Source organism: Salinarimonas chemoclinalis, assembly GCF_041514305.1.
Classification (GTDB): Bacteria; Pseudomonadota; Alphaproteobacteria; order Rhizobiales; family Beijerinckiaceae; genus Salinarimonas; species Salinarimonas chemoclinalis.
This window is the reverse complement of the sequence record NZ_JBGMWH010000005.1, coordinates 105482-123477: the sequence shown is the minus strand read 5'-3', so window position 1 is coordinate 123477 and position 17996 is coordinate 105482. Positions and strand designations below refer to the sequence as shown.

The 17996-nt window shown below is 71.1% G+C and carries 18 protein-coding genes; 8 read left to right on the top strand and 10 right to left on the bottom strand.

Annotated elements, in window-relative coordinates; genetic code table 11:
* Window positions 1-27: 27 nt before the first annotated feature.
* The 3 genes from AB9M23_RS11155 to trkA all read right to left on the bottom strand — a co-directional run bounded on the left by AB9M23_RS11155 (window position 28) and on the right by trkA (window position 3675).
* A complete protein-coding gene (locus tag AB9M23_RS11155; RefSeq protein ID WP_372424613.1) occupies window positions 28-480 on the bottom strand; it encodes an Hsp20 family protein in 453 nt (150 codons plus the stop codon).
* A 305-nt stretch (window positions 481-785) separates the two neighbouring features.
* Window positions 786-2273, bottom strand: a complete 1488-nt coding sequence (locus tag AB9M23_RS11150; protein WP_372424612.1) for a TrkH family potassium uptake protein — start codon at window positions 2271-2273, stop codon at window positions 786-788.
* Between the two features lie 4 nt (window positions 2274-2277).
* On the bottom strand, window positions 2278-3675 hold the full coding sequence (gene trkA, locus AB9M23_RS11145; RefSeq protein ID WP_372424611.1) for a Trk system potassium transporter TrkA: 1398 nt from the start codon (window positions 3673-3675) through the stop codon (window positions 2278-2280).
* On the opposite strand from trkA, the gene AB9M23_RS11140 reads away from it, so the two are divergent.
* From AB9M23_RS11140 to AB9M23_RS11130, 3 genes are all read left to right on the top strand, one after another.
* On the top strand, window positions 3632-5242 hold the full coding sequence (locus tag AB9M23_RS11140; RefSeq protein WP_372424610.1) for an ATP-grasp domain-containing protein: 1611 nt from the start codon (window positions 3632-3634) through the stop codon (window positions 5240-5242). The genes trkA and AB9M23_RS11140 overlap by 44 nt on opposite strands.
* Window positions 5243-5307: 65 nt before the next feature.
* A complete protein-coding gene (locus AB9M23_RS11135) occupies window positions 5308-6267 on the top strand; it encodes an alpha/beta hydrolase (RefSeq protein ID WP_372424609.1) in 960 nt (319 codons plus the stop codon).
* Complete coding sequence (locus AB9M23_RS11130) at window positions 6264-7499, top strand: MFS transporter (RefSeq protein ID WP_372424608.1); 1236 nt, start codon at window positions 6264-6266, stop codon at window positions 7497-7499. The genes AB9M23_RS11135 and AB9M23_RS11130 overlap by 4 nt, the downstream gene beginning before the upstream one ends.
* 78 nt (window positions 7500-7577) lie before the next feature.
* Here the strand turns inward: AB9M23_RS11130 and AB9M23_RS11125 are convergent, their stop codons facing one another.
* From AB9M23_RS11125 to AB9M23_RS11110, 4 genes are all read right to left on the bottom strand, one after another.
* A complete protein-coding gene (locus AB9M23_RS11125) occupies window positions 7578-8456 on the bottom strand; it encodes a hypothetical protein (RefSeq protein ID WP_372424607.1) in 879 nt (292 codons plus the stop codon).
* Window positions 8457-8526: 70 nt separating this feature from the next.
* Entirely contained in the window at window positions 8527-9030 is a 504-nt protein-coding gene (locus AB9M23_RS11120; protein WP_372424606.1) for a DUF3618 domain-containing protein, read from the bottom strand.
* 16 nt (window positions 9031-9046) lie between these two features.
* Window positions 9047-9481, bottom strand: a complete 435-nt coding sequence (locus AB9M23_RS11115) for a phage holin family protein (protein ID WP_372424605.1) — start codon at window positions 9479-9481, stop codon at window positions 9047-9049.
* 10 nt (window positions 9482-9491) lie between these two features.
* Entirely contained in the window at window positions 9492-10247 is a 756-nt protein-coding gene (locus AB9M23_RS11110) for a hypothetical protein (protein WP_372424604.1), read from the bottom strand.
* A 175-nt stretch (window positions 10248-10422) separates the two neighbouring features.
* Here AB9M23_RS11110 and AB9M23_RS11105 point away from each other — a divergent pair, with 175 nt between their 5' ends.
* The 4 genes from AB9M23_RS11105 (at window position 10423) to AB9M23_RS11090 (ending at window position 14634) form a co-directional block, all read left to right on the top strand.
* Complete coding sequence (locus AB9M23_RS11105; protein WP_372424603.1) at window positions 10423-11535, top strand: YihY/virulence factor BrkB family protein; 1113 nt, start codon at window positions 10423-10425, stop codon at window positions 11533-11535.
* Complete coding sequence (locus tag AB9M23_RS11100; RefSeq protein WP_372424602.1) at window positions 11532-12974, top strand: NfeD family protein; 1443 nt, start codon at window positions 11532-11534, stop codon at window positions 12972-12974. Before AB9M23_RS11105 ends, AB9M23_RS11100 begins: the two co-directional genes overlap by 4 nt.
* A 22-nt stretch (window positions 12975-12996) precedes the next feature.
* Entirely contained in the window at window positions 12997-13824 is an 828-nt protein-coding gene (locus AB9M23_RS11095; RefSeq protein ID WP_372424722.1) for a slipin family protein, read from the top strand.
* A gap of 159 nt (window positions 13825-13983) precedes the next feature.
* On the top strand, window positions 13984-14634 hold the full coding sequence (locus AB9M23_RS11090; protein ID WP_372424601.1) for a hypothetical protein: 651 nt from the start codon (window positions 13984-13986) through the stop codon (window positions 14632-14634).
* 100 nt (window positions 14635-14734) lie between these two features.
* Here the strand turns inward: AB9M23_RS11090 and AB9M23_RS11085 are convergent, their stop codons facing one another.
* Both AB9M23_RS11085 and rpsD read right to left on the bottom strand, forming a co-directional pair.
* Window positions 14735-15442, bottom strand: a complete 708-nt coding sequence (locus AB9M23_RS11085) for an inorganic diphosphatase (protein ID WP_372424600.1) — start codon at window positions 15440-15442, stop codon at window positions 14735-14737.
* A 520-nt stretch (window positions 15443-15962) separates the two neighbouring features.
* Entirely contained in the window at window positions 15963-16580 is a 618-nt protein-coding gene (rpsD, locus tag AB9M23_RS11080) for a 30S ribosomal protein S4 (protein WP_372424599.1), read from the bottom strand.
* Between the two features lie 266 nt (window positions 16581-16846).
* Between rpsD and AB9M23_RS11075 the strand changes: the two genes are divergently transcribed.
* Window positions 16847-17299 (top strand): DUF1489 family protein, encoded by a 453-nt coding sequence (locus tag AB9M23_RS11075; RefSeq protein ID WP_372424721.1) that lies wholly within the window; start codon window positions 16847-16849, stop codon window positions 17297-17299.
* A gap of 184 nt (window positions 17300-17483) precedes the next feature.
* Here AB9M23_RS11075 and AB9M23_RS11070 read toward each other — a convergent pair whose 3' ends face one another.
* Window positions 17484-17993 carry a GNAT family N-acetyltransferase gene (locus tag AB9M23_RS11070; RefSeq protein WP_372424598.1) on the bottom strand — a complete coding sequence of 170 codons (510 nt, stop codon included), beginning with the start codon at window positions 17991-17993 and terminating at the stop codon, window positions 17484-17486.
* Window positions 17994-17996 lie beyond the last annotated feature (3 nt).

The following is a 17996-nucleotide window of genomic DNA, read 5'->3' as shown; positions in this document are numbered from 1 at the left end:
GGGTGCGGGCGATCGGCCCGAGGATCGTCAGCCCTCGGAGTCTCGGCCCTTGGACGCCTTCAGCGCGATGTCGATCTTGCGGATCACCCGCTCCGGTTCGGGGCGGACGAGGTCGATCGAGAGCAGGCCGTTCGTCAGGTCGGCGCCGACCACCTCCATGCCGTCGGCGAGGAGGAAGGAGCGCTGGAACTGGCGGGCGGCGATGCCGCGGTGGAGGTAGTGCCGCGTCTTGTCGTCGGTCTGCTTGCCGCGGATGACGAGCTGGCTCTCCTCGAGGGTGACCTCGAGCTGGTCGCGGGTGAACCCCGCCACCGCCAGCGTGATCCGCAGCTTCTCCGGCCCCTCGGCGGTGCGGGGCAGCCGCTCGATGTTGTAGGGCGGATACCCGTCCCCCGCCGCCTTGGCGACGCGATCGAGAGCCTGCTCGATCTCGTCGAAGCCGAGCAGGAACGGATGGGCGAACGGCGACTGACGCGACATGGTCGAAGCCCTTGGTGAGGCACTTCTGGGTGGGGGCCCGCCGGGGCGCGGCCCTCGAGGGAGGAAGATGGGGGGTGCGGGGGTGGGGGTCAAGGGAGGGGGTGGAGCGAGGTGGAAACCGACGCGAACGCGCGTTGTCCGAGGAACAGATGTTGAACTTATGCTTTTCGCGTGTTGCGCGAGGGATCGGCAGCTTCCGGTCGCGACCCGAAGGGCGCCCCGCGCGATGGATGGGAGCGCCTCGATGGCCGCTTCCGACGAGGAGTACGCAGCAGACCCCTACTTCCGTAGCGGAAAGGTGGGCCTCACCCCCGCCAGAACCGCGGCATGAACAGGATGAGCACCGTGAACAGCTCGAGCCGCCCCAGCAGCATCGCGAACGCCAGCACCCACTTCACCGGGTCGGGCAAAGAGCTGAAGTTTCCCGCCGGGCCGATGATCGGCCCGAGCCCCGGGCCGACGTTGGAGAGCGCGCTCACCGCGGCCGAGGCGCTCGTCAGGAAGTCGAGGTCGAAGGCCATCAGCACGATGGTGATGATCGAGTAGCACACGAAGAACAGCGAGAAGAACACCACCACCGAGGCCACGACGTCGTCGGGCAGCGGGCGCTTGGCGTAGGTGCGGGGGAAGACGCCGCGGGGGTAGATCAGGTGCAGGAAGTGGCTGTGAAGCAGCCGCGCCATCACCTCGTAGCGGAAGATCTTCACGCCCCCGGCGGTGGAGCCCGTGCAGCCGCCCACGAACATCAGCCCGAAGAACACCCCCACCGCCACGTTGCCCCAGGCGCCGTAGTCGGTGGAGGCGAAGCCCGTGGTCGTCACCACCGAGACGATGTTGAAGGCCGCGTGGCGCAGCGCGTCGGGCAGCGCGTAGCGCTCCGTCGAGACGAGCCACAGCGTCATCAGCGCGACGACGACGGCGAGGAAGCCGAGCAGGATGCGCACCTGGCTGTTGCGCAAGGTGTCGAGTTCGCCCTGGAACAGGCGCACGTAGAGCACGAAGGGCACCGCGCCCGCGAGCATACCGCAGACCGCGATCCACTGGATCGCCGGGGTCGTCCAGTTGCCGAGCGAGTTGTCGTGCGTCGAGAAGCCCGCCGTCGAGATGGTGGTGAGCGCGTGCGCCAGCGCGTCGAAGGGCGTCATCCCGGCGAGCCAGTAGGCGACCGCGCAGGTCACCGTGAAGCCGAGGTAGAGCGCCACGATGGCGGTGGCGATCTCGCGCACCCGCGGCAGCACCTTCTCGGAGCGGTCCGAACTCTCGGTGCGGAACAGCTGCATGCCGCCCACGCCCAGCGCCGGGAGGATGGCGATGGCGGTCGCGATGATGCCGATGCCGCCCATCCATTGCAGCAGCGCCCGCCAGATCAACACGCCCGGCGGCGCGTCCTGCAGGCCCACGATCACCGTCGCGCCCGTGGTGGTGAGGCCCGACATCGATTCGAAGAAGGCGTTGGCGAAGCTCTCGCGCAGCTGGGCGTAGTCGGAGAAGTACAGCGGCAGGGCGGCGAAGAGGGCCACCGTCAGCCAGGTCAGCGGGGTGAGCACGAAGGCCTGGCGCAGCGTCAGCCCGCCGGCGAGCTTCGTGCGTGCCACCAGCACGAGCGACATGCCGGACGTGAAGGTGACGACCGAGGAGAGCGCGAAGGCGCGCCAGTCGTCGTTGCGGGCGTAGAGATCGAACCCGGCGGGGATCAGCATCGCCGCCGAGAGCGACAGGAGCATCCCGCCGACGAGGAGCATGATCGGCCGGAAGGCCGGCGGCGTCCAGGTGTCGAGCGAGACACGCGCCATCGGCTCAGCGCTCGCCGATGCGGATGTCGGGTCCCTTGCCCGCCAGGAAGGCCTCCGCCTTCTTCAGCGCCTTGTAGGTGACCATGGCGATGACGGAATCCCCGGCCTGGACCCGGAAGTCGCCGTGGGGGATCACGACCTGCTCGCCGCGGACGACGGCACCGATGAGCATGCCGTCGGGCAGGCCGATCTGGTTGATCGGGCCCGATACGAGCTTCGAGCCGGCTTGCGCCTTCGCCTCGATCACCTCGCCGAACTCCTCGCGCAGCGTGTAGAGCGCCGACACCGAGCGGTGGCGCACGTGGCGCAGGATGGTCGAGATCGTGATGGCGTTGGGCGAGACCACCGCGTCGATGCCGAGCGAGGGCATGATCGGCTCGTAGCTCGTCTTGTTGACGAGCGTGATCGCGCGCTTGCAGCCCATGCGCTTGGCGAGCACGGACGAGAAGATGTTGGTTTCGTCGTCGTTGGTGACGGCGACGACCGTCTCGGCGGAGCCGGCGTTCGCCTCCTCGAGCACGTCCGTGTCGAGCGCGTCCCCGTGCAGGACGACGGCGCGATCGCCGAGTTCGCGGGAGACGAACTCCGCCCGCTCGCGGGAATGCTCGATGATCTTGAGGCGCACGTAGGGCGCCTCGCGGGCGAGCATCTTGGCGAGGTTGAGGCCGACGTTGCCGCCCCCCACGATGACGACGCGGCGCGCCACCCGCTCCTCGTGGCCGAACACGGCCATCACCCGGTCGACCCGGGAGGGCTCGGTGACGACGTAGACGTCGTCGCCCTTCTCGATCCGGTCGGCCCCCTTGGGCACGAAGGCGGTGCCGTCGCGCACGATGGCCACCACGATCATGTGCGGATCGGGCATCACCTGGGGCACCTCGGAGAGCGTGCGCCCGGTGAGCACGCAGCCCGGCGTGTCGGTGTGGATGCCCATCAGCTGCACGCGGCCCTCGGCCAGCGGCACCGTGTCGAAGGCGCCGGGCGTGCGCAGGCGCCGCGCGACGCCGTTCGCCACCTCGAGCTCCGGCGAGATCACGACGTCGATCGGCATCTGGTCGGCGGCGTAGAGCGCACGGGAATAGGGATCGAGATAGCCGTGGTGGCGCACGCGGGCGATGCGGCGCGGCACGCGGAAGAGCGAGTAGGCGACCTGGGCGGCCACCATGTTCACCTCGTCCGAGCGGGTGACGGCGATGAGCATGTCCGCGTCGCGGCAGCCGGCGCGCTCGAGCACCTCCGGGTGCGACGCGTGGCCCACCATGCCGCGGACCTCGTAGCTCTCGTCCACGCGCCTGGCCTGGCCGGGATCGGAATCCACGACGGTGACGTCGATCCCCTCGTTGGCGAGATGGCGCGCGATGGTGGAGCCCACCTGTCCCGCGCCGCAGACGACGATCTTCATGCCCTGCCCGTCGCGTGTTCGACATCCGCCGCGCACGGGGGCCGCGCGCGGTCGGGAGAGGTTCGGACCGCCCAGCGGGGCGAAGACCGCGAGCCCGTGTGTACGACGAAGCGGGAGGGTCGACAAGCCGGGGGCGAGGAGCGTCCGGGAAACCGATCCGGCACCGACGCGCCGCGGAAAGGAAGACGCACGTCCAGATGACAGCAGGAAACGGGTGGAAAGCCGAGATTGCGAGGCCTTACGTTCGGTCCCGACGCCTTCGCTCGCGCCGGACAGGCAGGCGCGCGACGGCCGCGAAGTCGGGAGCCGTGCCATGCCACACACGCGAGACGGTCCTGCGGTGATCGTCGATCCGTATTCATCGGGCGCCGTCTTCGCCGACGCGTTCCGCCGGGTCGGCTGGCCTGTCGTCGCCGTGATGTCGGCGCCCGAACCGCCCGCCGTCTACGCGGCGTCCTTCCAGCCGCAGGACTTCGACGCGATCCTCGTCGCCCGGGAAGACGAGTATCCGCGGGTGATCGAGAAACTCGACGCGATGAACCCGCGCTGCATCCTCACCGGCTGCGAATCCGGCGTCGAGCTGACCGACACGATCGCCCCCGTGCTCCTGCCGGAACTCGCCAATCGCCCCGAACTCGCCCGGGCACGCCGCCACAAGGGCGAGATGGCCGCTGCCGTCGCGGCGGCGGGCATCCCCGGCATGCGCCAGATCTGCACGAACCGCGCGGAGGAGGTCGAGGCCTGGATCTCACGCGAGAACCTGCTCGGCCGGGATCTCGTGATCAAGCCGCCCATGAGCGCGAGCACCGACGGCGTCACACGGATCGAGGCGGGGCGCGGCTGGCGGCAGCGGTTCGCGGAGCTGCTCGGCTCCGTCGATCGCCTCGGCCACGAGAACGAGATGCTGGTCGTCCAGGAGTTCCTGCACGGCGTCGAGTACGCGGTGGACACCGTCAGCTACGACGGCCGGCACGGCGTCGCCAGCATCTGCCGCTACAACAAGGTCGACAACGGCCCGTTCATGGCCGTCTACGACACGATGGACTGGATGCCGCCCGGGTTCGCGGGCGCCGATGCGCTGCGCGACCATGCCTTCGCGGTGCTGGACGCGGTCGGCATGCGCTACGGCACCAGTCACGTCGAAGTGATGCTCACGGAGAACGGTCCCCGGCTCGTCGAGATCGGCGCACGGCCGCACGGGGGCGGGCACCCCCATTTCTGCCGGCACGCCACCGGCGACAGCCAGGTCGACCGTATCGCCCGCAGCTTCGCCGAGGGCCGGCCGTGCGACGACGGCTACGAACTCGGGACCAACCTCACCATCGTCTTTCTGCTCTGTCGCGAGGGAGGCGTCGTGACGAACCGCGCGGCCCTCGATCGGATCGCGGATCTGCCGAGCCACCACGTCTCGAGGATCGCCATCGAGCAGGGCGACGTCCTCGTCCCGACGAAGGATCTCTTCGCCAGCCTCGACATGGGCTTCGTCGCCCTGGCCCACGAAGACCCGGAGCAGATCCAGATCGACCGCCGGATCATCCGTGCCCTGGAGGCGGATCTTTACGCCTGAGCCGAAGCCGATCCCGGCGCCTGTCGCGAGAGCGCCGCGAGAATGGAGGGAGGGAGAGCGCCATCATGAACGTCGAGCAGAGGATCTACGCCGATGGGATCGAGGAATTCATCGCACGGTGCAACGCGATCATGGCCGGGGAATACCACAGGCTGCCGATCCCCGAGCAACGTGCGCTCTACGAGACGCTGGCGCGCAGCTTCAACGCGCCGGAACCCGTGGGCGTCCGCAGCCGCGAAGTCGCCTACGAGGAGAACGGTGTCACGCGGCGGTTCCGCATCTACCAGAAGCAGGGCCGCCGGTCGGATGCTCTGGTCTTCTACGTTCGCGGCGGCGGTTTCGTGTTGGGGTCCCTCGACACGCATCACGTGCTGATGGCCGACATCTGCGCAGCGACCGCGCTCGACGTCGTGGCGGCCGACTTCCGGCTCGCGCCCGAAGCGCCGTTCCCGGCCGCGATCGAGGATTGCGAAAGTGTGCTGCGCCACGTGCGCGCGCATGCACTGAGCCTCGGCGTGGCACACGACACGCTCCTGATCTGCGGCGACAGCTCCGGCGGCAACATGGCGGTCGTGCTGTGCATGCGGCTGCGCGACGCCGGCGACGACGCGTTCGCCGGGCAGGTTCTGTTGAACCCCGTCCTCGACTTCTCCCGCTGGCGGGGCGGCGGGGGCGACGCGCCGCTCCTCACCGCCGGCGAGATGGAGTTCTACACGGCCTGCTATGCGCCCGGCGACACGGTATTCCACGAGCACGTCTCGCCGCTCCTCTCGGGCTGCTTCGCGGGGCTTCCGAAGGCCTACGTGATGGCCGCCGAACTCGACTCGCTGCGCGTCGATTCGGTCGCCTACGTCGAGCGCCTGATGGCCGAGGGGATCGAGGCCGAACTCGTGGTCGAGCCCGGTCTCGTCCACGGCGCCGTGCGCGCCCGCAACATCAGCGAGGCGGCCCGCGGCGCCTTCGAGCGGGCCTGCGCCGGGCTCACCCGCTTCGCCGACGATCGAACCCGAGGAACCACGGCATGAACCGGCCCACGCCCCCGACGCGCGACGTGAACGCGCTCGTCGGCGCCAACTTCTTCGCCCAACTCGCCGACCAGCTCAGCCTGACGGCGATCCCCCTCATCGCGGTCCTGTCCCTGGGCCTCGGCGCCGGCGGCGTCGGCACGATCAACGCCCTGCAGACGCTGCCCTACCTCCTCCTGTCGATCCCCCTGGGCGTCCTCGTCGACCGAGTCTCCAAGCGGGGCGTCATGCTCGTGACGGAACTCGTGCGGGTCGCGGCGCTCGTGGCGATCCTCGTCCTCGTCTACGTCGACCGCGTGGAGGTCTGGAGCCTCGCGGTGTTGGGCTTCCTCGCGGCCTTCGGGTCGGTCGGTTTCAACGCGGCGCTGCCGGCCTACCTGCCTGCGCTCGTCGAGAAGCGCGACCTCTCCTTCTACAACGGCCGGCTCGAACTGATGCGCAGCCTGAGCCTGATGCTCGGTCCGGCCATGGCCGGCGCGCTCGCGGCCTGGTTCGGTGCGTCGAACGTCTTCATCCTCGGTGTGGTTCTCACCGTGCTGACGATGGTCTTCGTCGCCAACATCGCGCGCAGCGGGCGGGTCGAGAACCCGGACGCACAGCGCAAGACGCCCCTGCGCGACATCGCGGACGGGGCGCGGTTCATCGTCCGCAGCAGCCAGCTCTCGACCATCATGCTGGTGGCCTTCGTCTGGAATACCGCATGGTTCACGCTCCAGGCGGCGTTCATGCCGATCGCGATCCAGACCTGGGGCCTGACGGCGGAGGTCGTCGGCTACGCGCTGGGCTGCATGGGCATCGGGTTGCTCGCCGGGTCGCTGCTCTCGCAGCGGATCATCGGGGCGCTCGGCTTCGGCGCCGCGCTGGCCTTCGGCCCTGTGGTCTCGTTCGTGGCGGCGCTGCTGATCGTCTCGAACGTCGCCTACGAGACGGCTGTCATCCCGGCGCTGGCGTTCTTCCTGTTCGGGTTCGGGCCGGTGATCTGGGTGATCACGTCGAACACGCTGCGCCAGGTCGTCACGCCCGGTCACATGATCGGCTGCGTGTCGTCCATGTATCTGACGGCGAACTGGGGCGCGCGGCCCTTCGGGGCCCTCATCGGGGCCGTCGTGGGAACGACGTGGGGCGAGGTGGCGTGCCTCGTCCTCGCGGCGACACTGTTCTTCGTGCAGATGATGCTGGTCTTCCTCACCGGCCTCTTCCGCAGCGGCGCACGCATGCCCGAGCAGGCGTGAGCCGGTACGCGAGGAGGGGACACGGGCCGCCCGCGTCCCCCCTCGTCGACCGTCGGCACCGCGCCGGAGTCGGCGCGATCAATGCCGGCCGTTGCCGCCGGGGCTGGTGCGCCGGGCGGCATCCTCCTCGGCACTGCGCTCGCGCCGCCACTCGTCCTCGTGGACCGGGTGGCCGCCCTCCTCGGAGAAGGCGTTGTGGGCGTAGTCGCGACCGCGGTCGATGGCGTCACGGGCGTAGCCCATGCCGCGCTCCTGCGCCTCGCGGGCGTAGTCCTTGCCGCGCCGGCGCGCCTCGTCGGCGTAGGGGCCGTAATACCGGTCCTCCTGGCGCGTGCGCGGCAGCAGCGCGCCGAGCGCGAGGCCGGCGGCGAGGCCGAGCACGCCGATGAGGATCGGGTTCTCGCGCAGGATGCCGCGGCCGGCGTCGTAGGCCTCGCGGCCGTAGGCCATGGCGTCCTCGTAATACTCCTCGCCATAGTGGCGGGCCTGGTCCCAGGCGGCCTGGCCGCGGCGGCTGGCTTCCTCGTAGTAGCCCTCGCCGCGGCGGCGGGCCTCCTCGTAGTAGCCCTCGCCGCGGGCACGGGCCTCGTCGAGCCGGTCGCGCGCGTGCTCCTGGGCGCCGGCGGCGCGGTGGCGGGTCTCCTCGTAGGCCCGGGCAGCGCGATCGCGCACCGAATCCGAGGAGCCGGTGCCGCCGCCCTCCCCACGCCCGCCCGCGGGGGTGGCGGCGTAGGTCGGATGCGGGGAGTAGGTGCCGCCGGGTGCCGGGTTCGGCGTATAGGGCGGCGATCCGGCCGCCCCCGGGGTCGCCGGCATCGGCGTCGGGCTCGAGCCGGGCGTCGAGCCCGGCATGGCGGGCGAGACCGGGCTCGCCGCCGTGGCGGGCTGGGCCGGGCGATCCGTGCGGGCGTCGCCCGGGTCGACGATCGGCTTCTCGTCCTTCCTGATCTCGGCCATGGTGGTCTCCTTTCGCGAGGCTCGCGCCTCGATTGAGTGTCTCGCAGGCTCGACGGCGGCGCGCCCCGCATCAGCGGCGCGCGCCCGACGCCGATCCCGCCACCGGCGCGTAGGGCGCCGGGCGTTCGGGGGTGACGGGCTCGACCGGCGGCCGGCCGGTCGTCGTCGGTGATTCCGTGCGCAGCATGTCCGCGGGAACCGGGCGCACACGAGCCGCCGGATCGATGTCGCCGTCGCGCAGAGCGGGGTCGCCCGAGACGTGCCGACGAGGCGGGCGGTCCCACACGCCCCGTCGCTTCAGGTCCTCGCGCGCGGCGCGGCGCCGGCTCGCGCTCGTCATCGACAGGGCGAGCCAGCCGATTCCGGCGGCGACGAGGAGGACCGGGATCGGGTTCTCCCGGATCGCCTCCGCCGCGCGGTCGAGCTCGGGACCCCAGCCGTAGCGCCGGGCGGTACCGAGCACGTCGTCGGCGACGCCGGACGCGTTCATGCGGTCCTGCAGGCGGTCTATCGTATGGTCGAGCCGCGCGCGGCTCTCCTCGATGTCACGCTCGAGATCGGTCATCCTGTTCATCGCGTTCCCCTCGGGATCAGTGGCGCCGGTTCGTCAGCACGTCGCCGTCGCGCTCCACCGAGCGGATCGTGTGCGTCGGCTCGAGCGTGGCCGACGACAGCTTCGCGCGGCCGTAGAGGATCAGCGCCAGCGTGATCAGGAACAGCACGCCGGCGACGATCAGCGAGGCGAGCGCGTCGGACCCGACGAGGACGGCGAGCCAATCCACGAGGGCGTCGGTCAGCAGCACGATCGTGCCGATGGCGAAGACGCTCGACGCCAGCAGCGCCACGAGGCCGGCGACGACGAGCTTGACGTTGTGGCTCATCTCCGCGCGGAAGAGCGCGACCTCCTTGCGGGCGAGATCGGCCGCCTCGCGCAGGGCCTCGGCCACGAGGCCCTGGATCGAGGCGCTCTCGCGGGCGCTGCGGCGCGCATGCTCGGCGTCGGCTGCGGGATCGCGATGATCCATGACGGCCTCCTCAGCTCTCGCCGCGCGGGCGCGCGGCGGCGTTGGCGGCGGCCTGCGCCGCGGCCGCGCTGGACGTGCCGGGCTCGCCGCCGGACCGCTGCGGCGTGCGGGTGCCCGAGACGTTCGAACTCTCGCTGCGGGCGGCGCGGGTGCCCGTGGGGCCCTCGTGGGTCTCCCCGAGCGGCCGGCGCTCGGCGCCGTGGCCACCGGGGCCGCGGGACGCCTCGAAGCCCGCCTGCGCGGCGCCCGGCGCGTAGCCCGCACCGCCGTAGCGGCGGGCATGGCGCTGCTCGCGCTGATGGGCACCGTGCATCCGCCGCTCCTCGACCTCCTCGGCCGAACTCTTCAGGAAGCGCGCGAGCATGAAGCCCGCGACCCCCGCGGCGGTGGCGAAGAGGGCCGGGCGGCGCCGGGCGAGCTGCTCGACGTCGGCGTAGACCTCGATGAAGCTGCGGTCGCGGATCTCCTCGGCGAGGTTTTCCAGCCCGTCCGCGGCGCTGTCCACGAACAGACGCAGGTTGGGCCGGTCGTCGAAGGTCTCCGAACTCTCGCGCAGGGTGTGCGCGACGTCGTCGATCGACTGGACGGCACTCTCCTTGCGGCGTTCGAGGTAGTCGGTCGCGCGATCGCGGGCGCCGCTCACGAAGGCGTAGCCCGCCTCGCGCGCTTCCTCCGCGGTGTCGCGGGCGGCGTCGGAGGCCTCGCGCTTGAGCTCGTCCCAATCGGCGCGGGGACGATCGTCGCCGTTCTGAGCACTGGCGGTCATGATGCACTCCTCGTCGGTTCGGGCACTCAACATCCGAGCCGAGCGAGGGTTCCGTGCCCGCGTCGGCCCACGGCGACGCTTCGCCGCGGCCCTGCGCGCACGCGAGCGAGCACGGCCGTCGAACGTCCGGGCGGGTGGGCGCGTTGGCTGGAAGGGAACTGCTCAGCGAGGGATCGTGCACGAGAACGACGCCGGGGACGGCACCGAGAGACGCCCGGGCGAGCGCGAGGCCGGCCCGCCTCGCCCGATGCGGCGGCCGCCGGGGCGTGGGCGCACGTCGCTGCCGATCGCACGCGCCCGCGCGCGGGAGGACGGGCGCGGGCGCGACGCGACGAGCCCCTGGCGGATCCCGCCCGAGGGCCTGCGCGACGTGTTCTGGCGCGTGCTCGAGGGTTACGGCCGCGACCGCATCGCCCCGAACGCGGCGGGAGCGGCCTTCTTCCTCGTCTTCGCCATCGTGCCCTCTCTCGCCGCCCTCGTCGCCCTGTTCGGACTCGTCGCCGACCCGGAGGTGCTCTCCGGGCAGCTCGACGAGCTCGAGGGCTTCCTGCCCGTGGGGCTGCTCGAGCTGATCGCCAGCGAACTCGACCGGCTGATCGCGGCGCAGACCGGCACGCTCACCGCGACCTTCGCGATCACGCTGGCGATCGCCCTGTGGATCATCAACTCGGCGGTGCTCGCCCTGTTCGACGCCCTCAACGTCATCTACGGCGAGCGCGAGAAGCGCTCGCTCGTCTCGCTCTACGGCCGCTCCTTCGCCTTCACGCTGGCGACGCTGGTCTTCACGATGGTGCTGGTGAACGTCGTCGTCGGCGTGCCCGTGGTGCTCCAGGCGCTGCCGCTCGGCGGGCTGGGTCGGCTCCTCATCGCGGCCTTCCCCACGCTGGTTCTGTTCTTCGTCGCCAACGTCGGCATCGCCGCGCTCTACCGCTACGGGCCGAGCCGCGTGCCGGCGCGCTGGCGCTGGATCTCGCCGGGCTCGCTGACGGCCGCCGCCGTGTGGCTCGTTGGTTCGGCGGGGTTCTCGTACTACGTTTCGAACCTCACCGACTTCTCCGCCACCTACGGCTCGCTGGGCACGATCGCGGCGGTGATGATGTGGGCCTGGATCTCGACGGTCATCCTGCTGGTGGGCGCGGAGGTCGACGCTGAGATGGAGCACCAGACGGCAGCCGACACGACCCGACCGCCCGACGCGCCGCTCGGCGCGCGCGGCGCGGTCGTCGCCGACCAGGTGGGGGCCGCCAGGGTCGACACCGGCGTGAATCCGCGGGAGGGCGGCTCGTGAGCATCGTCGGACCGGTCCGCGGCGTCGGCCTTCCGGCGCGCCTGTGCGACAGGGTGCTCGTGTTCGCAGCGCTCGTGTTCGTGGCGTTCGTGTTCGTGGCGTTCGTGTTCGTGGGGTTCCTCGCCGCCGGCACTCCGGCGGCCGCGCAGGGCGAGCCGCGCAGCGAGCGCTACGCGGTCGAGACCGTGATCGTCGCCGACGTCGACGGCCCGATCGGCCCCGCCACGACGCTGCTCGTCGAGAACGCGCTCGCGCAGGCCGCGCAGGCGCCGGGCGGCATGCTCGTGCTGCGCATGGATACGCCCGGCGGTCTCGACGCCGCCACGCGCGACATCGTCGCCGCGATCCTCGCCGCGCCCGTACCGGTGGCGACCTTCGTCGGCCCCGCCGGCGCGCGGGCCGCTTCGGCGGGTACCTACATCCTCTACGCGAGCCACGTCGCGGCCATGGCGCAGAGCACGACCCTGGGGGCCGCGACGCCGGTGGGCCTCGGCGGCGGCGACGTGGGCGACGCGTCCGCGCGCAAGGCGATCAACGATTCCGCCGCGTACATCCGCGGCCTCGCCGAACTGCGCGGGCGCGACGCCGCCTTCGCCGAGGCCGCCGTGCGCGAGGCCGCGACGCTCACCGCGGCCGACGCCGTGCAGGACGGCGTCGTCGAGATCCTGGCGAACGACGTTCGGGCGATGCTGCGCGAGGCGAGCGGTCTCGTCGTGCGGCTGGGCGAGGCGGACGTGCGGCTCGAGACGGGCGGCGCGGCGATCGTGTCGCACGAGCCGGGCTTCCTGGTGGAGGCGCTGGCGCTGATCACCGACCCGAACATCGCCTACATCCTGCTCCTGATCGGCATCTACGGCATCATCTTCGAGTTCGCCAACCCCGGCGTGATCTTCTCGGGCGTGGTCGGCGCGATCTCGCTGCTGCTCGGCCTGTTCGCGCTGAATTTCCTGCCGATCGACGTCATGGGCGTGCTCCTCATCGCGCTGGGCATCGCGTTGATGGTGGCGGAGGTGTTCGTGCCCTCCTTCGGGGCACTCGGCATCGGCGGGGCGGTCGCGTTCGGCTTCGGCTCCTTCATCCTGTTCGACACCGACGTGCCCGGCTACTCGCTCTCGCCCGCCGTCGCCGTCGCGGCGACGCTCGCCACCGTGCTGCTCCTGACGATCGTCCTCGCCGCCGCCGTGCGCGCGCTGCGGCGACGCCCCGCGACCGGGGACGAGGCGCTCGTCGACGAGCGGGCGCGGGTGCTCCATTGGGAGGCCTTCGCCGGCGAGGTCGAGATCCACGGCGAGCGCTGGCACGCCATCGCCGACGAGCCGCTCGCCCAGGGGGAGCCGGTACGCATCCTCTCCCGCGACGGCCTGACGCTCACGGTCTCGCGCCTCGGGCGCGAGAGCCACGACCCCACGCACCCCGCCGCGCAGCCGCCGGCGGGATGACACGCACAGGAGTACCCCGATGATGGGCCTCGATCTCGTCGCCTACCTCGTCATCGCGCTCGTCGTGCTCGGCATCGTCGCGAGCGCGATCCGCATCATGCGCGAGTACGAGCGCGCCGTCGTCTTCACGCTGGGCCGCTATTCCGGCGTGCGCGGGCCGGGGATCGTCTTCGTCATCCCCGTCCTGCAGCAGGCCGTGAAGGTCGACATCCGCACGATCACCATGGACGTGCCCTCGCAGGACGTGATCTCGAAGGACAACGTTTCCGTGAAGGTCAACGCGGTGATCTACTTCCGCGTCGTCGACGCCAACCGGGCCATCATCAACGTCGAGGACTACATGATGGCGACCTCGCAGCTCGCGCAGACGACGCTGCGCTCCGTTCTCGGCAAGCACGACCTCGACGAGATGCTGTCGGAGCGCGACAAGCTCAACTCGGACATCCAGGAGATCCTCGACAGCCAGACGGACGCCTGGGGCATCAAGGTCGCCAACGTCGAGATCAAGCACGTCGACATCGACGAGAGCATGGTGCGGGCCATCGCCCGCCAGGCCGAGGCCGAGCGCAACCGGCGCGCCCGCATCATCGACGCCGAGGGCGAGATGCAGGCTTCGCAGAAGCTCTCCGAGGCCGCGGGCATCCTCTCGCAGACGCCCGAGGCGATGCAGCTGCGCTTCCTCTCGACGCTCTACGACATCGCCGGCGACAAGAACTCGACGATCGTCTTCCCCGTGCCGATCGATCTGCTGCGCGGGTTCATGGGCGGGGGCGCATACGGGGGAGTCCGGCCCGGGGGCGCCCGGCCGGGAGGCGCCGAAACGGGCGAGCGGCAGAAGCCCGCCGGCTGACGGTCGCGCCGTTCCCCGGGCCCCTTTCGAGGGGCACCCGGCGCGTCCTCGCGCGTTCATGACGAAACGGTCATGCGTGGGCCATCTCGGCGGCAGCCGGGACCTGCGACGATCCGTCCCGAAGCGTCCCGGCGGGACGCGCGGACAACGAGGACAGCCATGAGACACGCATCCCCACGCGCCACCTTCCTCGCGCTCGCCACCGTCGCGGCGCTCTCCGCCGCGCCGGCGCTGGCGCAGCAGCAGGCGCCCGCGGCGGGCGACGCACCCGCGGTCGCGATCGATCGCGGCACGCTGATCGATGCGCGCCTCGCCGGCATCCGTGCCGGCCTCGACCTCACCGCCGATCAGGCGGCTCTGTTCGAGCCCGTGGCCGAGGCCTGGCGCTCCGTCGCGCAGAGCCGCGGCGAGCGCCGTGAAGCCATGCGGGCCGAGCGCCGCGCGCGCATGGAGGAGCGCTTCGCCGACCGCGGCGGGCAGGGCCAGGGCCAGGGCATGGGCCAGGGCATGGGCCAGGGCATGGGCCAGGGCATGGGCCGAGGGGCGGGTGCCGGCGCGGATCGCGGCCTCGGCGCCGGGCCCGACTTCATGGAGCGCCTCGAGCGCCGCGCCGAAACCTCGAACGATCGCGCCGAGGAGATCGGCGCGGTGGCGCAGGCGATGCGCCCCTTCTGGGACAGCCTCGATGCCGACCAGCAGACCCTGCTGCCCGTGCTCGTGCGCGAGCTGGGCGGCTTCGACGCCGGCCCCCGCCGGGGCGACCGCCACCGCGGCGGCTACCATCACGGCCACGGCCGCGGCCGCGGCTGAGCAAGACGGAGCGCCGCCGCCGGGTCCATGCCGACCGCTCGCAACGAAAAGCCCGGCCAGACATGGCCGGGCTCGGATTTCGCGGCAAGCACCGGTCGGTTCAGCGCGATGCCTCGAAGTTCGACGCCGCGGCTTCGAGAACCGTCCGCGCGACATCGGCCTCCTCGAAGCCCAGGCCTTCCATCCCGCCGTCCGGCCCCTTGTAGTTGGCGAACCAGAGGTCGACGATCTGGCTCACTCCGGGAAATTCGGCGTCGAGCTGCGCCATGCTCTCGATATGCGCAAAGGGCGAGTCCGCCGTCAGCACCCCGATCAGCTTGTCGTCCTGCTCGCCGCCGTCGAGCATCTTGAGCACGCCGATCACGCGCACGTCGACGATCTCGCCACGTGGGGCGGCCTGCCCGAGGATGATGATGTCCAGCGGGTCGCCGTCGCCGCCCAGCTCCTTCGGCAGGGCGGTGCCGGGAATGCTGCCGTAGTTCCCGGGGTAGCCGAGGTAGTCGACGATCCGCGGCGCATCGTTGCGGAACTCCCAGTAGACGGCCCGAGGGTCGTCCTTGCTGACCTCCCACTTGGCCGAGGTGCCGGTCGGGATCTCGACGATCGCCCGGACGCTGCCGTCCGCGTTCATCGGCGACAGGGCCATCAGGTCTTCCTCGCCGACGATCGTGTAGGCGTCGGACGGCGTCATGGCGGTGCTGTGGCGCGTCGCATCGGAGAAGGCGAGGCCGCCGATGGTTTCGGCTTGCGCCGCGGCGGACAGGGCGGCGAGGAAGAACGTTCCGGACAGGATCGCGAGATGTCTCATGGCAGTCTCCGTTGATCGGGCCACGCCTTGTAACCTCATCAACGTGACGGTTTCTTCACGGTCCACCCGACGCGATGCCGATGAACCGGCGCAGGCGACCGACTCGGGGCAGAGGAGGTGCGAAGCGTGGCACGGCCGCGTTTCGCAGAACCGTTACGGTGTCCTGCCATGACACGGGCTCGTCTCTCTCCGCTGAGGAGCCTCGACATGACTCGTCCCTTCAAGCGCAGCGCCGGGGCGCTGCTCTGGGGCGAACCCTCATGGCTGGGATGGCGCCATCGTGGACAACACCGCGGTGTTCCACCTGATGAACCGCGTCTTCGCCGAAAGCGCCGGGGTGCCGCAGCCGGGCCAGTGAGCCCCGACGCCGGGACAGGGTTCCCTTACGGCAAACCGCGGGCCCCTCCGGTCGGTCGAACGCGTGAGGCCGAAACGCATGAAGCCGCCCGGTCGCCCGGGCGGCTTCGTCGTCTTCGCTCGTGCCGTCTCGCCCCGGGCCGTTCGGCCCGAGGACGAACCATCAGCGCGAGTAGAACTCGATGACGAGGTTCGGCTCCATCTGCACCGGGTACGGCACCTCGGAGAGGGTCGGGATCCGGGCGTAGGTGGCGACCATCTTGGAATGGTCGACGTCGATGTAGTCCGGCACGTCGCGCTCGGGCAGCTGCGCGGCCTCGAGCACCACGACGAGCTGCTTGGAGGCCTGCTTGACCTCGATCACGTCGCCCGGCTTGACGAGGTAGCTCGGGATGTTGACCCGGCGCCCGTTCACCCGGATGTGGCCGTGGTTGACGAACTGGCGGGCGGCGAACGGGGTCGCCACGAACTTCGAGCGGTACACCACCGCGTCGAGACGGCGCTCGAGCAGACCGATCAGGTTCTCGCCGCTGTCGCCCTTCTGGCGGATCGCCTCGGCGTAGTAGCGGCGGAACTGCTTCTCGGTGATGTTGGCGTAGTAGCCCTTGAGCTTCTGCTTGGCGCGCAGCTGCGTGCCGAAGTCGGAGATCTTGCCCTTGCGGCGCTGGCCATGCTGACCGGGGCCGTACTCGCGGCGATTGACGGGGCTCTTCGGGCGGCCCCAGATGTTCTGACCGAGGCGGCGGTCGATCTTGTACTTCGCCTCAATGCGCTTCGACATCGCGGTTCCTCTTTTGCGTTGTCTGGTCTTCGAGGAACGCGCCCTCCTCTTCCCCTTCGGCGAACCGATCGGGACGACAGGCCCGGCCTGCCGGCCGGATCCGCGGGTGCGTGAACGAGAACGCGGGCCTCTGGCGAGACCCGCGCTTCGACGGGCGACATAGCCGAGGCGGCGGCGGGTGTCAACGAAGGGGGCGCGGCGACATCGCCGTGGACAAGCGCGCCGGGACGCTTCACGACCCGCGTGGCGCGCGCTACGTCTTCGTCATGCACGCGCGCGCGCCTCTCCACCTGCTCAAGCTCTGCGTCGGCGCCGAGTCGATCGCCGATCTCGAGGGCTGGATCGAGGAGAACCGGCTCTGGGCGGCGCGGGCGGGCCGGGCGTACGAGCAGCGGCACACGACGCGGATGGTGCCCAAGCGGATGGACGAGATCGCCGGGCGCGGCTCGCTCTACTGGGTGATCAAGGGCCAGCTCTGCGCCCGCCAGCGGCTCCTCGAGATCCGCCCCTTCACCGACGACGGCGGAATCGGGCGCTGCCATCTCGTGCTCGAGCCCGTGGTCGTGCCCGTCCAGCCGCGCCCCTGCCGCCCGTTCCAGGGCTGGCGCTATCTCGAGGAGAAGGACGCGCCGGCGGATCTCTCGGGCGAGGCCGCCGCCGGGCTCGCCGAGATGCCCGAGGGGCTCAGGCGGGAGCTGGCGGAGCTGGGGCTGCTCTGAACTCGCGCTCCCGCCCCATCGGGGCAGGGACGGTCCGCGCAGCGGATCAGGGGCGGGGTCCCGCAGCGCGACGGGTGCGAGTTCGGCTGCCGCCGAAGCGCCTCGCGGCGTACCCCCTCCGTCTCGTCGCTTCGCGCCGATCCACCTCCCCCGATGGGGCAGGAGCGCTCCCGACAGCCCGCCTTCAGGGCGAAGACCGCGGGCTCGCCCAAGCCTCGCGTTCGAGTCGATACACCACGCAGTCGTCCTTCCCGAAGAACCGCCGCTCCACCGCTCGGAAGCCCAGCCGCTCGTAGAACCGGCAGGACCGGACGTTCTCGGCGAGCGGGTCGAGCAGCACCGCCGTGACCGAGGGGTCGGCGAAGCATCGTGCCAACGCGAGTCGCATCATCGCCGTGCCGAAGCCGCGGCCGCGATCGCCGGACGCGCCGATCCAGACGTCCAGCGCCCGCAGGCCCGGGCCGCAATCTCCCCAGTAACGGCTCTCCTCCCGAGCCGGGTCGATCGAGACGAGGACGCCGATCGGCCGGCCCTGTGCCTCGAAGATCAGGATCTCACGCCAGTCCACCGTGCGGGGAATTTCGCCCGCCCAATCGAAGGCGTCGTCCGCGCCTGTGGAGGCGACGACGTCGGGGTCCTCGTTCCAGGCGAGCAGCGTCGGCAGGTCTGCGAGCGTGGCGGGCCTCAGGCGCATCGT

Excerpts from the sequence above, each read along its gene's own strand:
- AB9M23_RS11155 (WP_372424613.1), bottom strand. The coding sequence starts at position 480 with ATGTCGCGTCAGTCGCCGTTCGCCCATCCGTTCCTGCTCGGCTTCGAC.
- AB9M23_RS11150 (WP_372424612.1), bottom strand. The coding sequence starts at position 2,273 with ATGGCGCGTGTCTCGCTCGACACCTGGACGCCGCCGGCCTTCCGGCCG.
- AB9M23_RS11140 (WP_372424610.1), top strand. The coding sequence starts at position 3,632 with ATGGTGGAGCCCACCTGTCCCGCGCCGCAGACGACGATCTTCATGCCC.
- trkA (WP_372424611.1), bottom strand. The coding sequence starts at position 3,675 with ATGAAGATCGTCGTCTGCGGCGCGGGACAGGTGGGCTCCACCATCGCG.
- AB9M23_RS11135 (WP_372424609.1), top strand. The coding sequence starts at position 5,308 with ATGAACGTCGAGCAGAGGATCTACGCCGATGGGATCGAGGAATTCATC.
- AB9M23_RS11130 (WP_372424608.1), top strand. The coding sequence starts at position 6,264 with ATGAACCGGCCCACGCCCCCGACGCGCGACGTGAACGCGCTCGTCGGC.
- AB9M23_RS11125 (WP_372424607.1), bottom strand. The coding sequence starts at position 8,456 with ATGGCCGAGATCAGGAAGGACGAGAAGCCGATCGTCGACCCGGGCGAC.
- AB9M23_RS11120 (WP_372424606.1), bottom strand. The coding sequence starts at position 9,030 with ATGAACAGGATGACCGATCTCGAGCGTGACATCGAGGAGAGCCGCGCG.
- AB9M23_RS11115 (WP_372424605.1), bottom strand. The coding sequence starts at position 9,481 with ATGGATCATCGCGATCCCGCAGCCGACGCCGAGCATGCGCGCCGCAGC.
- AB9M23_RS11110 (WP_372424604.1), bottom strand. The coding sequence starts at position 10,247 with ATGACCGCCAGTGCTCAGAACGGCGACGATCGTCCCCGCGCCGATTGG.
- AB9M23_RS11095 (WP_372424722.1), top strand. The coding sequence starts at position 12,997 with ATGGGCCTCGATCTCGTCGCCTACCTCGTCATCGCGCTCGTCGTGCTC.
- AB9M23_RS11090 (WP_372424601.1), top strand. The coding sequence starts at position 13,984 with ATGAGACACGCATCCCCACGCGCCACCTTCCTCGCGCTCGCCACCGTC.
- AB9M23_RS11085 (WP_372424600.1), bottom strand. The coding sequence starts at position 15,442 with ATGAGACATCTCGCGATCCTGTCCGGAACGTTCTTCCTCGCCGCCCTG.
- rpsD (WP_372424599.1), bottom strand. The coding sequence starts at position 16,580 with ATGTCGAAGCGCATTGAGGCGAAGTACAAGATCGACCGCCGCCTCGGT.
- AB9M23_RS11075 (WP_372424721.1), top strand. The coding sequence starts at position 16,847 with ATGCACGCGCGCGCGCCTCTCCACCTGCTCAAGCTCTGCGTCGGCGCC.
- AB9M23_RS11070 (WP_372424598.1), bottom strand. The coding sequence starts at position 17,993 with ATGCGCCTGAGGCCCGCCACGCTCGCAGACCTGCCGACGCTGCTCGCC.